Genomic DNA, 14,916 nt, shown 5'->3' with positions numbered 1-14,916 from the left:
CTACTCTTGCATCAGAAAATCGCCATCCCGAGAATCGGACGTCCGACTTTCCCGCGGCGGGAGCTGGTCGCGCCTCCGCCGGGCTCCGACCAGGGCTCCCAGCCCCAGCGCACCGGTTCCCACCAGCATGACCACGGCCGTCGTGAGCAGGGCGGCGACCGGTGCGCTCATCGCCAGCAGGACCGACAGCCCGAGCCCGAGGCAGGCGGTGCGCATCGGCCACGTCCGGTCCTCGTGCAGCAGCAGGCGTGCCGAGGCGTTCGTGAACGCGTAGTAGAACAGGGTGCCGCACGCGCCGATCGCGAGGGCCGTGGCGGGCGGGGCGAGCAGCAGCACCACGACGACGGCCAGTCCGCCGAGCAGGTCGAGCAGCGGTGCCCGGCCGTCGCCGCGGGGGGCGAGCCGGACGGGCAGGTCGCCGGTCGACGCGAGGCTGCCGAGCGCGCGCCGCATGCCGCCGAGGACGGGCGTGAGCACCGCCAGCGCCGCGACCACCGCGCCGACCTGGACGAGCGGCACGAGCCAGCCGCCGTCCGCGGCGAGGAGAGCGTCGCGCAGCGGGGCGGGCGACAGGGCGAGCCGGGCGGAGCCGAGCTGGTACCGCACGGCGGCGGCGACGGCGAGGGTGGTGACGAGCGTGACCGCGACGAGCAGCGGGATCGCCAGCCGCAGCGTCCTGGCGGAGTGCACGGGGTCGCCGTGCGGCGGCGCGGTGATCCGCTCGAAGCCGGAGAACGCGACGAACATGATCGCGGCCACGGCCATGAAGGACGTGAAGCCCTCGTCGGCGGGCGGCGGCGCGGCGGCCTGGGGCGGTGCGACGCCGAAGCAGGTGACCACGACGAGCGCGAGCACGGCGAGGACGGTCGCGCCGACGAGCCAGAGCGCGGTGCGGCTCCAGCGCACGCCCGTGGCGCTGAGCACTCCGGCGCAGACGAGCACGAGCAGCGCGACGAGCGCCCGGTTCTCCGGGAAGGCGTAGGCGGCGGCCGTGCCCGCCAGCGCGGCGGCGATGCCCGCGCGGCCCAGCAGGTAGGCGCTCGCGCCGAGCCGGGCGGGCCACGGGCCGAGCTGGTCGCGGATGTGGGCGTGGCCGCCTTCGGCGGCGGGGTGGGCGCGCGACTGGTCGGCGGTCGAGAGGGCGCTGCAGAGGGCGGCCAGCGCGGCGACCACGACCGCCGGGAGGAGCCAGCGGCCCGCGACGGACGCCGCCGGGGCGAGCCCGAGGAAGATGCCCGCGCCCGTGGTCGACGTGAGTCCGAGCACCAGGGCCGTCGGCACCGCCGAGCGGCCCTGAGGCGATTCCGTCACGGCTACACACTGGCAGATTCCCCGCAAGAACCGTAACCGCCCTACGACGGTCCCACGATCGTGTTAATTGTTACTCGCCGCAATCGATGGTGCCGTGGACAGTCGAGGTCGCCAGACCTTTAGCATCCATCAGCATCCATCCTCGTTCCCGCCGCACAGATCAGCAGTGCCGGGAGGAATCGCCAAGGAGCACCACGTGACAGGGCCGAAACTGGCGCTTACTGACAGTGACCTCACCACCCTTGCCGCGGATGTCGTGGTGGTGGGCACGGTGCAGGGTCCGGACGGCCTCGCGCTGGCCGACGGCGCCGCCGCCGTCGACGCCGCGTTCGAGGGCGGGCTGGTCGCCCTGCTCGACACCCTCGGCGCCAAGGGCAAGGCCGAGGAGGTCGTGAAGCTGCCGACGCTCGGCAAGCTGGCCGCGCCCCTGCTGATCGCGGTCGGCCTCGGCAAGCCCGACGCGGGCGGCGCCCTCACCGAGGAGCAGGTCCGCCGCGCCGCGGGTGCGGCCGCCCGCGCGCTGACCGGCCGCAAGCGGGCCGTGACAACGCTGTCCGCCGTCCACCTCGGCGCCACCGTCGAGGGCGCGCTGCTCGGCGGCTACGGCTTCACCGCGTACAAGTCCGAGGCGGGCGACGGCCCGCTCGGCAGGCTCGACCTGGCCGTCCCGGCCACCGGCACGCTGAAGGCGCACCGCGCCGCGCTCAAGGCGTCCACGGCCATCGCCGAGGCCGTCACGACCACGCGCGACCTGGTGAACACGCCGCCGAACGACATGTTCCCGGCCTCGTTCGCCGACCGCGCCGCCGCGCTCGGCCGGGACGCGGGCCTCGACGTCGAGGTGTTCGACGAGAAGGCCCTGCGCAAGGCGGGCTACGGCGGCATCCTCGGCGTCGGCATGGGCTCGTCCCGCCCGCCGCGCCTGGTGCGCCTGACCTACACCGGTCCCAAGGCGACGAAGAAGGTCGCGCTGGTCGGCAAGGGCATCACGTTCGACACCGGCGGCATCTCCATCAAGCCCGCCGCGGGCATGGACGAGATGACCTCCGACATGGGCGGCGCCGCCGCGATCGTCGCGACGGTGGTGCTCGCCGCGAAGCTCAAGTACCCGCTGGAGATCACCGCGTGGGTGCCGATGGCGGAGAACATGCCGTCCGGCACGGCCTACCGGCCCGGCGACGTCCTGACCATGTACGGCGGCAAGACCGTCGAGGTGCTCAACACCGACGCCGAGGGCCGCCTGATCCTCTCCGACGCCATCGCGCGCGCCTGCGAGGACAACCCGGACTACCTGATCGAGGCGTCCACGCTGACCGGCGCGGCCGTCGTCGCGCTCGGCAAGAAGACCACGGGCGTCATGGGCTCCGACGAGTTCCGCGACCGCGTCGCCGCCACCGGCCGCGCGGTCGGCGAGAACGCGTGGGCCATGCCGCTCCCCGAGGAGCTGCGGGCCGACCTCGACTCCCGCCTCGCCGACCTGGCCAACGTGATGGGCCACCGCTGGGGCGGCATGCTCGCCGCGGGCATCTTCCTGCGCGAGTTCGTCACCGAGGGCGTCCAGTGGGCGCACCTCGACATCGCGGGCCCGTCCTGGCACTCCGGTGGCCCCACCGGCTACACCACCAAGGGCAGCACCGGCGTCCCCGTGCGCACGCTCGCGGCCGTCCTGGCGGACATCGCCGCACACGGCTAGTAACAGAACGTGAAAGGCCCCCGCTGAGCAGCGGGGGCCTTTCACATTTCCCCCACCCGCCCGCCACGCGAGGCCGCGCCGGTAGGTCGATTCCCTTTTTTTTGAGCCGGGCGGTGACGAAGTCCCCGCCCGGCTCGAAAAAAATGCGGTTCCGACGTGCCGACTTCAGGCGGCCGAGCCGCCGCGACGAAGTCGCGGCCGTGTCACGGCCGCTTTTTCTGCCTGGCCGTGTAATCGCGCATGCGCTGCGGGTAGCCCACGATGCCCGCGTCGTAAATGGGCATACCCAGTTTCCGGGCGAACTTCTTCGCGCCGTCCGTGCCGTCGATCCGCCTGCGGGTCCACTCGCCGTCGTGTGCGACCAACACCACGGTGGTTTCCGTCACGGTGGTCTTGGGCTCGACGAACGCCTCGACGCCGTGGCGCGCCGCCGCCCACTCCTCCAGGTGCCCGGTGTCGTTCGACGACGCGGTGCGCAGCACTCCCGGCTTGGGCTTCCTGCGGAAACGATCTAAGAGCCCCACGGGGCCACCTCCTACGAGACCTGTCGCACCATGGTGCCGGCAGGCCTGTGAAGCAGGCGGCAAAATCGTCCCGAAGGGACACCCGATCGAGGCCCCGTCGCCGCTTGCTCCAAGCTAGTGACAAGATGACTTGAGTACCCGCGCGCACCCGCGCGGATGCAAGGCGTGTTCCACCACTGTCGAGGAGTTCGAAGTGACCGACACCTCCGCCGACCTCGTCATCCTCGGCGGCGGCTCAGGCGGCTACGCCTGCGCGTTCCGCGCGGCTGAGCTCGGTCTGTCCGTCGTCCTGGTCGAGAAGGACAAGCTCGGGGGGACCTGCCTGCACCGCGGCTGCATCCCGACGAAGGCCCTGCTGCACGCGGCCGAGGTCGCCGACAACGTCCGCGAGGGCGACCAGTTCGGCATCAAGAGCTCGCTCGAGGGCATCGACATCGCGGGCGTCAACTCGTACAAGGACGGCGTGATCAGCAAGCTCTACAAGGGCTTGCAGGGTCTGGCCAAGGCCAACAAGGTCACCCTGGTCGAGGGCGCGGGCACGTTCGTCGGGCCGAACACCGTCGTGGTGAACGGCGAGCGCTACACCGGCAAGAACGTGGTCCTCGCGACCGGTTCGTACGCCAAGAGCCTGCCCGGTCTGGAGATCGGCGGCCGGGTCATCACCAGCGACCAGGCGCTCAACCTGGACTTCATCCCGGAGAGGGTCGTCGTCCTCGGCGGCGGCGTCATCGGTGTGGAGTTCGCCAGCGTGTGGCGCTCGTTCGGCTCCGAGGTGACCATCGTCGAGGCGCTGCCGCGACTGGTCCCGGCCGAGGACGAGTACGCCTCCAAGCAGCTCGAACGCGCCTTCCGCAAGCGCGGGATCAAGTTCAAGACCGGCGTCCGGTTCACCGGCGCCACCCAGACCGACTCCGGTGTCTCGGTGTCGCTGGAGTCCGGCGACGTCATCGACGCCGACCTGCTGCTGGTGGCCGTCGGTCGCGGCCCGAACAGCGCGGGCCACGGCTACGAGGAGGCGGGCGTCGCCACCGACCGCGGCTTCGTCACCACCGACGAGCGCCTGCGCACCAACCTGCCGAACGTGTACGCCGTCGGCGACTTCGTGCCCGGCCTCCAGCTCGCGCACCGCGGCTTCCAGCAGGGCATCTTCGTCGCCGAGGAGATCGCGGGGCACAACCCGAAGGTCATCGACGAGGCGGGCATCCCCCGCGTCACGTACTGCAAGCCCGAGGTCGCCTCGGTCGGCCTCTCCGAGGCCGCGGCCAAGGAGAAGTACGGCACGGTCGAGACCTTCGTCTACGACCTGGCGGGCAACGGCAAGAGCCAGATCCTCAAGACCGCCGGTGGCGTCAAGCTCGTGAAGGCGCCCGACGGCCCGGTCGTCGGCATCACCCTGGTGGGCGAGCGCGTCGGCGAGCTGATCGGTGAGGCCCAGCTGATCTACAGCTGGGAGGCTTTCCCGGAGGACGTGGCTCCCCTGATCCACGCCCACCCGACCCAGACAGAATCCCTCGGCGAGGCCTTCCTCGCCTTGGCCGGCAAGCCGCTGCACGTGCACGGCTGACCGTCGCAAACAAGTCAGCCGAACCTGCAACTCAAGCACGAGGAGTCAGCGAACGATGGCCTTCTCCGTCCAAATGCCCGCACTCGGCGAGAGCGTCACCGAGGGCACGGTCACCCGCTGGTTGAAGCAGGAGGGTGACCGGGTCGAGGTCGACGAGCCCTTGCTGGAGGTCTCGACCGACAAGGTCGACACCGAGATCCCGTCGCCCGCCGCCGGGGTGCTGCAGAAGATCGTCGCCCAGGAGGACGAGACCGTCGAGGTCGGCGCCGAACTGGCGGTGATCGGCGACGGTGCCGGTGGTGGCGAGTCCGCTCCCGCCGCGCCCGCCGAGGAAGCCCAGCCCGAGTCCGAGCCCGAGCCCGAGCAGGCGCCGGAACCCGAGGCCGAGGCCCCGGCGCAGGAGCAGCAGGAGGCGCCCGCGCCGTCCAGCGGCTCCGGCGGCGGCACCCCGGTCGTCATGCCCGCTCTCGGCGAGTCCGTCACCGAGGGCACCGTCACCCGCTGGCTCAAGCAGGTCGGCGACTCGGTCGAGGTCGACGAGCCGCTGCTGGAGGTGTCCACCGACAAGGTCGACACCGAGATCCCGTCGCCCGTGGCGGGCACCGTGCTGGAGATCACCGCGGCCGAGGACTCGACCGTCGAGGTCGGCGGCCAGCTGGCCGTGGTCGGCTCCGGTTCCCCGGCGCAGTCCTCCGCACCGGCCCCGACGCCCGCTCCCGAGGCGCCGAAGCAGGAGGCCCCGAAGCAGCAGGAAGCCCCCGAGCAGGAGGCTCCCAAGGCTGCTCCGGCCCCCGCAGCCGCACCGGCTCCGGCCCAGTCGGCCCCGGCTCCGGCCGCGTCGTCCTCGTCCGAGGAGTCGTCCAACGGCACCCCGTACGTGACGCCGCTGGTCCGCAAGCTGGCGTCGGAGAACGGCATCGACCTGAACTCGCTGACGGGCACCGGTGTCGGTGGCCGCATCCGCAAGCAGGACGTGCTGGCCGCGGTCGAGGCCAAGAAGGCCCCGGCTCCCGCGCCCGCCGCTCCGGCTCCGGCCGCCGCCGCTCCCGCCCGCGCCGCGGCTCCGGCCAAGGCCGACCAGAGCGGTCTGCGGGGCAGCACGCAGAAGCTCCCGCGCCTGCGCCAGATCGTCGCGCAGCGCACCCGCGAGTCGCTCCAGATGTCGGCGCAGCTCACCCAGGTGTTCGAGGTCGACGTGACCAAGATCGCCCGGCTGCGCACCCGCGCCAAGTCGGCGTTCGAGCAGCGCGAGGGCGTCAAGCTCACGTTCCTGCCGTTCTTCGCGAAGGCCACCGTCGAGGCGCTCAAGCAGCACCCGAAGCTGAACGCCTCGATCAACGAGGAGGCCAAGGAGGTCACCTACTACGGCGCCGAGCACCTCGGCATCGCGGTGGACACCGAGCGCGGCCTGCTCAACGCGGTCATCCACAACGCCGGTGACCTCAACCTGGCCGGTCTGGCGCACAACATCGCCGACCTCGCCGCCCGCACCCGTGCGAACAAGGTCACCCCGGACGAGCTGTCCGGCGGCACCTTCTCGCTGACGAACCTGGGCAGCAACGGCGCGCTCTTCGACACCCCGATCATCCAGCAGCCGCAGGTCGGCATCCTGGGCGTCGGCGTGGTCAAGAAGCGCCCCGTGGTGATCACCGACGAGAACGGCGACGACAACATCGCCATCCGCTCGATGGCGTACCTGGCGCTGACCTACGACCACCGCCTGGTGGACGGGGCCGACGCCGGTCGTTTCCTCACCACCATCAAGAACCGCCTGGAAGAAGGCGCGTTCGAGGCCGACCTCGGCCTGTAGTACCGCTCGTCGAGAGCCCCCCGGTGCGGTGTCGGCACCGGGGGGCTCTTGCTGTCGCCACCTGTCCCCGTCTGGGAAAACGCCCCCTGCCGTGCACGAACCCCACCCTTGGGAGACGATCAACCCATGCGCGTCGTGATCGCCGGTTCGTCCGGGATGATCGGAACCAGTCTGGTGGCGGCGCTGCGCGGCGAGGGGCACGAGGTGCTCCGGCTGGTGCGGCGCACACCGAAGGCCCCCGACGAGCGGGGCTGGGACCCGCCCGCGGGCCGGGTCGACGACGGCGCGCTCGACGGTGTGGACGCCGTGGTGAACCTGTGCGGCGCGGGCGTGGCGGACAAGCGCTGGAACGACGCCCGCAAGCAGGTGCTGCGCGACAGCCGGAGCGTGCCGACCGAGGTGCTGGCCGCCGCCGTCGTGGAGCACGGGGTGCCGACGCTGGTGAACGCCTCGGCGATCGGGTTCTACGGCGACACCGGCGACGCCGTGGTGGACGAGACGCGCGGGCCGGGCACCGGGTTCCTGGCGGACCTGTGCCGCGAGTGGGAGGCTGCCGCGGCGGTCGCCGACCAGGCGCCCGGAGTGCGCGTGGTGAAGCTCCGCACCGGTCTGGTGATCGGCCCCTCCGGCGGCCTGTTCGGCCGGATCAAGCCGCTGTTCTCGTTCTTCCTCGGCGGCAGGCTCGGCGACGGCACCCAGTACATGCCGTGGATCTCCCTGGACGACGCGATCTCCGCGATCCGCTTCGCCGTCGAGCACGCCGCGGTGGCGGGCCCGATCAACCTGACCGCGCCGAGCCCCGTGACGAACGCGGAGTTCACCCGCACCATCGGCCACGTGCTGCACCGGCCGACGCCGTGGATCGTGCCCGGATTCGTGCTGAAGGCCGCGCTCGGCGAACTGGCGGAGGAGGGGATCCTCGCGGGCCAGCGGGCCGTGCCGAAGGTGCTGGAGCGCAACGGCTTCCACTTCCTGCACCCCGCGCTCGGAGCGGCGGTGTCGGCAGCGGTGAACGGTTGAGCGCGCTCCGCCTCGCCCTCGTCGGTCTGCTGCTCGTGGGGATGTCGACCGCGCTCGGGGTGCTCGTGCGCGACGAGGTGCCCGCGCTGGACGCCCGGCTCAACGGCTACGCGCCGCTGCACACCCGTCCGCTGACGTTCGTCGCGGAGTGGATCAGCTTCGTGCTCAGCCCCGGCCTCGCGACCATCACGCTGCTGGGGCTGGCCGTGCGGTCGTGGCTGGCGAGGGACCCGCTGCTGTTCCGGATCGCCGTGCTGCTCGGGCTGTGCTGGGCCACGGTGCTGGTGCGCTACGCCTACCGGCGGGTGCGGCCGATCGACTTCCCGAAGTGGAGCTACCCGAGCGGGCACGTGACCGCGGTGACCGCGCTCGCGTTCACCTCGGTCGTGGCGTGCTCCTGGCTGGCCCACCGGTGGCTGCGGACGGTCGTCGTGCTGGCGGTGACGGCCGTGGTGCTGACGGCGGCGAGCCGGGTCGTGCTGCGGATGCACTGGTTCACCGACACCGCGGGAGCCGTGTCGGCCGTGGTCGGTGTCGGGTTGCTCGCCGGACTCGCCCTGGGACTGGTGAGACCCGGAGTAACCTCGGACCGTGACCGGATCTGACGTCTCCTGCCGCACCTCGAACCACCCCTTCGACGTGCGTGAGCTGGGCACCATCGACTACGTGGCCGCCTGGGACCTGCAACGCGACCTCGCCAACGCCCGTGCCGACGGCACGGTCGGCGACACGCTCCTGCTGCTGGAGCACCACCCCGTCTACACCTGCGGCCGCCGCACCGAAGAGGCCGACCGGCCCGTGAAGAGCACCATCCCGGTCATCGACGTCGACCGCGGTGGGAAGATCACCTGGCACGGTCCGGGCCAGCTCGTCGGCTACCCCATCGTGGAGCTGACCGAGCCCATGGACGTCGTGCAGTACGTGCGCAGGCTGGAGCAGGCGCTGATCCACGTGTGCGACCAGCTCGGGGTGCCCACGGGTCGGGTCGACGGGCGCAGCGGCGTGTGGCTGGCGGCGGACGACCGGGGTCCGGAGCGCAAGATCGCCGCGATCGGCATCCGCGTGCAGCGCGGCGTGACGATGCACGGTTTCGAGATCAACTGCAACGCCGACCTGGCCCCGTTCGGCGACATCATCCCGTGCGGCATCAGGGACGCCGGCGTCGCGTCCCTGTCGCAGGAGCTGGACCGGGACGTGACGGTGGCCGAGGTGCTGCCGATGGCGCGCGACGCCGTGCTGGCCGCCCTGGACGGCAGCCTCCCGCTGACCGACCGGGTGGTGGAACGCGGTGGGCCGAACGCCGCCGGGATCACCTTCGCCGTTCGGACGGGCTGACAAGGCCGACCCCGCTCCTCTAGTATTCCGTAATTACGGACTACCAGAGGGGGAATTGTCGTGCTCTTGACCCGACGACAGGCGCTCACCGCCGCGGGGGTGGCGGGTGCCTCGATGGTGATCGGTGCAGGGCGGGCGGCGGCAGAGCCGAAAGGGTGGCTCGGCTGGATCTCCGGACATCGCGACCACGTCGGAGTAGTCGTCGACGACGGACGCGGAGGCCGGTTGAGCCATCGGCCCCACCAGGAGCACCTCCTGGCATCGGCCGTGAAGGCCGTGCACGCGGCGGGCTACGCGCTCGCCGTCGAGCGGGGTCGCGTCCAGCCGGACGAGCAGGTGCGCGTCGGCGACTGGGAGGCCTACTACCTCGGCCTCGACGGTGGCGCGCACCAGGCCGCGCTGACCGACCTGCGGATCCCGTTCTCCAACGGCCTCACCGCCGACGACCCCGACCGGCTCGTCCCGCTGGACGACCTCGTGAAGGTCGCCCTGCTGCACAGCGACAACGCCGCGTCGGACTTCGTGCGCAACCGGGTCGGTGACGCCTCCCTGCGCGCGGCGGCGCTGCGCTGCGGGTGGCCGTCGCCGGACACGCGGTCCATCTCGGGCGAGGTGCTGATGCTCATCCTCCCCGAGCGCGCGCCCGCGAACCCCGCGCACCGCAAGCGCGTGGGCGACGAGCTGGCCGCGCGGCTGCTGACCGACACGAACTTCCAGCTGGAGGTCATCGGCCGGTTCCCGCACACCCCCGCCACCTACGACGCCCAGCGGCCGTGGGCGAGGCGGACGTGGCACGGCTCCGCGGCGCACCTGCACCGCCTGCACCGCTCCATCGCGGGCGGGAGGTTCCCCGCCGCCAGGGTCCACCTGGAACGCGCCTACGCGGGCTCGCTGCCCGAGGGCGTGCGGGCCATCGGGTTCAAGGGCGGTTCGCTGCCGGGCGTGCTGACGCTGGCGTTCACCGTGCGGTGGGAGGACGGGCGGATCGGCACCGCCGTGCTGCTCGCCGACGAGGTCGACGAGCCGATGTCCACTCAGGCCGGTGCCCTGGTCGACCTGACGCTCACCTCGCTCCTCGACCCGGCGGCACTGCGAGAACTGCGGGACTCAGTCGTAGGATGACCACGGTGGACGTGGCGCGGAGGCTGGCCGAGTTGGAAGAGCGCGTCGCCGCGCTGGAGGGCGACGACCGGGAGACCGTCGAGATCCCCCGGAGCGAGGACGGCGGCGGCACGATCGCCTACCGCGGCCTCGTGACGCTCGGTGGCGGCGAGGTGCGGTGGCAGATCGACGTGCGGGCCGAGCGCGTGCTCGGCCTGCCGGACCGCGGCCCGATCGACGTGCTCGCCGCCCTGGCCCACCCCGTGCGCGTGGGCATCGTGCGCTCCCTGCTCGTGGACGGCCCGCAGCCCGGATCGGCGTTGCAGGAGGCCGCCGGGCTCGGGTCGACGGGCCAGCTCTACCACCACCTGAAGTCGCTCACGTCCTCCGGCGTGGTGGAGCAGGACAAGCGCGGCAGCTACCGGCTGAGGACCGCCGCCACCGTGCCCGTGCTGGTGCTGCTCACCGCCGCGTCCGACGTCGCAGGTCAGCTGAGATAGGGATTTTCGCTGTGGGACGAGGGGGTGACGGCGTCCGCTCGGGAGGGTGGACTTCCGCGCGTCGTTCCGGATCCACAGCGGACTCGTCGCGCTGGACATGGTCAAACCCGTGCGGTACCAGGAGACCCGGTTCGCCGGGGCGCTGGGCGCGGTGTGGATCGAGGCGCCGTTCGCCTTCATCGGGTGTCTCCAGGGGCCTGCGCCGGTGCGGGAGCGCGGGCGACTAGCCCACCGACCAGATCGCCCAGCCGCCCGCCGCGTTCTCCACCCGGACGACTCGGCCGTCGGTCGTGCGGGCGAGGACCTCGGTGGCGCCCGTGCCCGCGTCCGTCACCGGCGTCAGCGCCCCGGTGACCGTCCAGTCGCCGATGGCCGTCCACGGCGCCCACTCCCCCGCCGAGTCGTCGGTGTGGACCAGCCTGCCGTCGGCACCGCGCGCGAACACCTCGGTCGTGCCGGTGTTCGGCTGGTGCACGGCCAGCGGGTCGCCGTCGAGGCGCTGGTCGCCGATGGCCGTCCACGGCGACCAGCCCGAGCCGGAGTTGTCGGCGTGCACCAGTCGGCCGTCGGTGCCGCGGGCGAAGACCTCCGTCGACCGGGTGCCCGGCTGGTGGACGCCGCTGGGCGTGCCGAGCACCCGCTGGTCGCCCACCCGCGCCCACGGCGTCCACCCCGTCCCGGTGCGGTACGTGTGCAGCACCGCGCCGTCCGCCCCGCGCGAGAACCCCTCAGCGCTGCCCGGCAGGTAGGCGGGATCGGCGGAGGCGGGTGTGGCGAGCGCGGCCAGGACGGTCATCCCCAGCAGGGTCGAGCCGAGCTTGGCCGCGTTCGTCACGTGTTCTCCCGAGGTCCGGACCTGCGTCGTGCTCGACGCTAGGGACCGGACCTTGGAGGAATCTCAAAGCGACCTTCAAGCCAGCGCCGGGGCGACCTCGGCGGCGACGAGTTCGACGTGGTCGAGGTCGGCGAGGTCCAGGACCTGGAGGTAGACGCGGTCGACGCCGGTCTTCTCCCGCCACTCCGAGAGCCGTTCGACGGCTTCCGCCGGCGTGCCCGCGATGCCGTTGGCGCGCAGCTCGTCGACCTCTCGGCCGATGGCCGCGGCCCGCCTCGCCACCTCGGCGTCGTCGCGCCCGACGCACAGCACCAGCGCGGCGGAGCGGATCACCTCGGCGGGGTCGCGGCCGATCTCGACGCAGGCCTCGACGACGCGGGTGAACTGCCGGTTGGCCACGTCGTGGCCCTGGAACGGCAGGTTGAACTCGGTCGCGAACCGGGCGGCCAGCGCGGGGGTGCGCTTCGCCCCGACACCGCCGATGAGCACCGGCAGGGGCGACTGGACGGGCTTGGGCAGCGCGGGCGCGTCCACGAGCCGGTGGTGCTCGCCCTCGAAGGAGTACGGGCCCTCGGCCGCCCAGAGGCCGGTGATGACCTCCAACTGCTCGGCGTAGCGGTCGAACCGCTCCCCGACCGGCGGGAACGGGATGCCGTAGGCGCTGTGCTCGGCCTCGAACCAGCCCGTGCCGAAGCCGAACTCGACCCGGCCGCCGGACATCTGGTCCACCTGGGCGACGGTGATCGCGAGCGGGCCGGGGTGGCGGAAGGTGGCGGCCGTCATCAGCGTGCCGAGCCGGATGCGGGACGTCTCGCGGGCCAGGCCCGCCAGCGTGGTCCAGGCGTCCGTGGGGCCGGGCAGCCCGTCGCCGTCCCCCATCGCGAGGTAGTGGTCGGAGCGGAAGAACGCGTCGTAGCCCGCGTCCTCGGCGGTCCGCGCGACGCGCAGCAGGTCGTCGTAGGTGGCCCCTTGCTGGGGCTCGGTGAAGATCCGGAGTTCCACCACGCCAAAGTAGTACGCCGAGCGAACTAGTGCCGCCGGGACCGCGAGCGACCGCGGACCGGGACCGGCGCGGGCTCCCCGTCGCGCACCCGCAGGCCCTCGACGACGCGCACGATCGTCCACTCGACCTCGGCGCTGGCCTTCTTCGGGTCCGACGCCGCCGCGATCGTGCTGGCGCCCGCCGACAGCGAGCCGAACAGCAGGCGCGCGGTGGTCTCGACCGGCACGTCCTCGATCTCGCCGGAGTCGACCAGCAGCTCGATGGCGGTGCGCAGCAGGCCGTAGCTGAAGTGCTCCTCGGCCTCGCGCCAGCGCTCCCAGCCCATCACGACCGGGGCCTCGTGGATGACGATCCGCTGGTAGGAGGGCTCCAGGCAGACCCGGACGTAGGCGCGCAGGCCCGCGATGGCCGTCTCCCACGGGTCGCCGGGGGCGGAGACGATCTCCGACAGGCGGCGCATGAACTTGTTCTCCACGGCGTCGAAGGCCGCTTCGAACAGGGCCTGCTTGCCGCTGAAGTGGTGGTACAGCGCGCCCTTGGTGACCCTCGCGCGCTTGGTGACCTCGTCGAGCGACGTGCCCGCGTAGCCGCGCTTGGTGAACAGCTCCACCGCGTTGTCCACGAGCGCCTGCCGCGTGGACTCCGAGTACTCGACCCGCCTCGAACCGATTGTCACCACGCTCACAACCGTACGACATACCGCCGGTACGTACCGATGGTATGTTGGCCTCACGCGGTCATACCGGCGGTATGCGAAAAACTGCGAGTATGACCCCGGCCACCCCACGAGAGGAGGCGTGACGATGGGCTGGAACGACTTCTACCGACGGCGCGACGCCCTGGACGCCGTGCTGCGGCGCGACCCGGCGGGCCCGCTGGAGTTCGACCGCACCGTGTTCGGGACCGCCGACGAGCTGCTGCTCGCGCTGCACCACCGCTGGCTCCAGCAGCTCACCGGCCGCCTGGGCGTCGCGCTGGCCGACGCCGACGACCGCGCCGACGCCGTGCTGAGGACCTGGCGCGCCCTGCGCGCCGAGCAGCCCGTGCTGCGCTCCGTGCTGGACTCCCACCTGACCGACCCCGCGGCCGTCGAGCGCGAGGAGCGCCTGCTGGCGCTGACCTCCGGTCTCGCCGAGATGTCCGAACCCCCGACCGAGGTCGCGAGGATCGGCGCCGCGTTCCTCGACCTGATCCGCTCGGAGCCCGCCGCGCGAACGTCGGGGAGCAGGCTGCTCAGCCGCACCTGAACGACCTTGGTTAGGTGGAGCCATGTGGACCGAAGCCGACATCCCCGACCAGACCGGCCGCACCGTCGTGGTCACCGGCGCGAACTCGGGCCTGGGACTGCGCTCGGCCGAGGTGCTGGCCGCCAGGGGCGCTCGGGTGCTCATGGCCTGCCGTTCCCCCGAACGGGGCGCCGAGGCGCTCCGGCGGGTCCGCGCGAGCGGTGGTGAGGCCGAACTCGTGGCGCTCGACCTGGCCGACCTGTCGTCCGTGCGGACCGCCGCCGCGGACGTCCGCGAGCGGACCGGTGACGCGGTCGACGTGCTGATGAACAACGCGGGCGTGATGGCCACCCCGCGCGGCTGGACCGTCGACCACTTCGAGACCCAGTTCGGCACCAACCACCTCGGGCACGCCGCCCTCACGTGGCTGCTGATGCCCGCGCTGCGCACCCGAGCGGGCGCGCGGGTCGTGACGCTGTCGAGCCTCGGGCACCGGATGGGCGGGTTCCAGGTCGCCGACCCGAACTTCGAGGCCCGCCGCTACTCGGCGTGGCCCGCCTACGGCCAGTCGAAGCTCGCGAACCTGCTGTTCGCGAACGCCCTGGCCAGGCACCTGGTGGCCGCGGGCCTGGACGTGACCTCCGTCGCAGCCCACCCCGGCCTGACCCGCACGAACCTCGGCCTGAACCACGCCAAGGCCCAGGGCAGCGCCGTGCTCGACAAGATCGTGCGGATGTGGGACGCGGTGGGCACGCAGAGCGTCGAGAAGGGGGTGTTGCCGCAGCTCTACGCTGCGACGGCGCCCGGCGTGGCGCAGAACGACTACTTCGGACCCGACCGGCTGGGCGAGACCCGCGGCCACCCGAAGCCCGCCGCGCGGTCGAGCGCCGCGAAGGACGAGGTCGCGGCCGACCGGCTGTGGGACCTCACGGCCACGCTCACCGGGGTCGATCCCGATCCGGCGTGACCCCGCACACGCGCGCGCGGAGCGTAG

Annotated in this window: 15 protein-coding genes; 10 read left to right on the top strand and 5 right to left on the bottom strand. The window is 72.4% G+C overall.

All coding sequences use genetic code 11. From position 1 onward, the window contains the following. Positions 1-1,311, bottom strand: coding sequence for an APC family permease (locus tag AC156L_RS41850; RefSeq protein ID WP_330877772.1), 1,311 nt, complete (start codon positions 1,309-1,311; stop codon positions 1-3). A gap of 196 nt (positions 1,312-1,507) precedes the next feature. On the opposite strand from AC156L_RS41850, the gene AC156L_RS41845 reads away from it, so the two are divergent. Then, on the top strand, positions 1,508-3,004 hold the full coding sequence (locus AC156L_RS41845) for a leucyl aminopeptidase (RefSeq protein WP_330877773.1): 1,497 nt from the start codon (positions 1,508-1,510) through the stop codon (positions 3,002-3,004). A gap of 203 nt (positions 3,005-3,207) precedes the next feature. On the opposite strand, the gene AC156L_RS41840 is transcribed toward AC156L_RS41845, so the two are convergent. Further along, complete coding sequence (locus AC156L_RS41840) at positions 3,208-3,528, bottom strand: oxidoreductase (protein WP_330877774.1); 321 nt, start codon at positions 3,526-3,528, stop codon at positions 3,208-3,210. 193 nt (positions 3,529-3,721) lie between these two features. Here AC156L_RS41840 and lpdA point away from each other — a divergent pair, with 193 nt between their 5' ends. The 7 genes from lpdA to AC156L_RS41805 all read left to right on the top strand — a co-directional run bounded on the left by lpdA (position 3,722) and on the right by AC156L_RS41805 (position 10,858). Continuing rightward, on the top strand, positions 3,722-5,092 hold the full coding sequence (gene lpdA, locus AC156L_RS41835) for a dihydrolipoyl dehydrogenase (protein WP_484407836.1): 1,371 nt from the start codon (positions 3,722-3,724) through the stop codon (positions 5,090-5,092). A 55-nt stretch (positions 5,093-5,147) separates the two neighbouring features. Further along, positions 5,148-6,902: a 2-oxoglutarate dehydrogenase, E2 component, dihydrolipoamide succinyltransferase gene (gene sucB, locus AC156L_RS41830; RefSeq protein ID WP_330877776.1), complete on the top strand. Its 1,755-nt coding sequence runs from the start codon at positions 5,148-5,150 to the stop codon at positions 6,900-6,902. Between the two features lie 126 nt (positions 6,903-7,028). Next, the gene (locus AC156L_RS41825) at positions 7,029-7,922 is read left to right on the top strand and encodes a TIGR01777 family oxidoreductase (protein ID WP_330877777.1); all 894 of its coding nucleotides are present in this window, start codon (positions 7,029-7,031) and stop codon (positions 7,920-7,922) included. Next, a complete protein-coding gene (locus tag AC156L_RS41820; RefSeq protein ID WP_330877778.1) occupies positions 7,919-8,527 on the top strand; it encodes a phosphatase PAP2 family protein in 609 nt (202 codons plus the stop codon). The genes AC156L_RS41825 and AC156L_RS41820 overlap by 4 nt, the downstream gene beginning before the upstream one ends. Beyond that, positions 8,514-9,257, top strand: a complete 744-nt coding sequence (gene lipB / locus AC156L_RS41815; RefSeq protein WP_330877779.1) for a lipoyl(octanoyl) transferase LipB — start codon at positions 8,514-8,516, stop codon at positions 9,255-9,257. The genes AC156L_RS41820 and lipB overlap by 14 nt, the downstream gene beginning before the upstream one ends. 114 nt (positions 9,258-9,371) lie before the next feature. Next, positions 9,372-10,379 carry a serine hydrolase gene (locus AC156L_RS41810; RefSeq protein ID WP_330877811.1) on the top strand — a complete coding sequence of 336 codons (1,008 nt, stop codon included), beginning with the start codon at positions 9,372-9,374 and terminating at the stop codon, positions 10,377-10,379. Further along, complete coding sequence (locus AC156L_RS41805) at positions 10,376-10,858, top strand: ArsR/SmtB family transcription factor (RefSeq protein ID WP_330877780.1); 483 nt, start codon at positions 10,376-10,378, stop codon at positions 10,856-10,858. Before AC156L_RS41810 ends, AC156L_RS41805 begins: the two co-directional genes overlap by 4 nt. A 223-nt stretch (positions 10,859-11,081) precedes the next feature. On the opposite strand, the gene AC156L_RS41800 is transcribed toward AC156L_RS41805, so the two are convergent. From AC156L_RS41800 to AC156L_RS41790, 3 genes are all read right to left on the bottom strand, one after another. Further along, positions 11,082-11,693, bottom strand: coding sequence for a DUF8189 domain-containing protein (locus AC156L_RS41800; protein WP_330877781.1), 612 nt, complete (start codon positions 11,691-11,693; stop codon positions 11,082-11,084). Between the two features lie 75 nt (positions 11,694-11,768). Continuing rightward, positions 11,769-12,695, bottom strand: coding sequence for an LLM class F420-dependent oxidoreductase (locus AC156L_RS41795; protein WP_330877782.1), 927 nt, complete (start codon positions 12,693-12,695; stop codon positions 11,769-11,771). A gap of 26 nt (positions 12,696-12,721) precedes the next feature. Next, positions 12,722-13,366: a TetR/AcrR family transcriptional regulator gene (locus AC156L_RS41790; RefSeq protein ID WP_330877812.1), complete on the bottom strand. Its 645-nt coding sequence runs from the start codon at positions 13,364-13,366 to the stop codon at positions 12,722-12,724. A gap of 133 nt (positions 13,367-13,499) precedes the next feature. On the opposite strand from AC156L_RS41790, the gene AC156L_RS41785 reads away from it, so the two are divergent. Together AC156L_RS41785 and AC156L_RS41780 are read left to right on the top strand one after the other, a co-directional pair. After that, positions 13,500-13,943, top strand: a complete 444-nt coding sequence (locus AC156L_RS41785; RefSeq protein ID WP_330877813.1) for a hypothetical protein — start codon at positions 13,500-13,502, stop codon at positions 13,941-13,943. Positions 13,944-13,965: 22 nt separating this feature from the next. Beyond that, a complete protein-coding gene (locus AC156L_RS41780; protein ID WP_330877783.1) occupies positions 13,966-14,889 on the top strand; it encodes an oxidoreductase in 924 nt (307 codons plus the stop codon). The last annotated feature ends 27 nt before the right edge of the window (positions 14,890-14,916 follow it).

This window comes from Umezawaea sp. (genome assembly GCF_057122925.1).
The sequence above is the reverse complement of the archived record's forward strand: the minus strand, read 5'-3'. Positions and strand labels throughout refer to the sequence as shown.

Coding starts and splice junctions, on each gene's coding strand:
- AC156L_RS41780 (WP_330877783.1), top strand. CDS start 13,966: ATGTGGACCGAAGCCGACATCCCCGACCAGACCGGCCGCACCGTCGTG.
- AC156L_RS41825 (WP_330877777.1), top strand. CDS start 7,029: ATGCGCGTCGTGATCGCCGGTTCGTCCGGGATGATCGGAACCAGTCTG.
- sucB (WP_330877776.1), top strand. CDS start 5,148: ATGGCCTTCTCCGTCCAAATGCCCGCACTCGGCGAGAGCGTCACCGAG.
- AC156L_RS41785 (WP_330877813.1), top strand. CDS start 13,500: ATGGGCTGGAACGACTTCTACCGACGGCGCGACGCCCTGGACGCCGTG.
- AC156L_RS41805 (WP_330877780.1), top strand. CDS start 10,376: ATGACCACGGTGGACGTGGCGCGGAGGCTGGCCGAGTTGGAAGAGCGC.
- AC156L_RS41810 (WP_330877811.1), top strand. CDS start 9,372: ATGGTGATCGGTGCAGGGCGGGCGGCGGCAGAGCCGAAAGGGTGGCTC.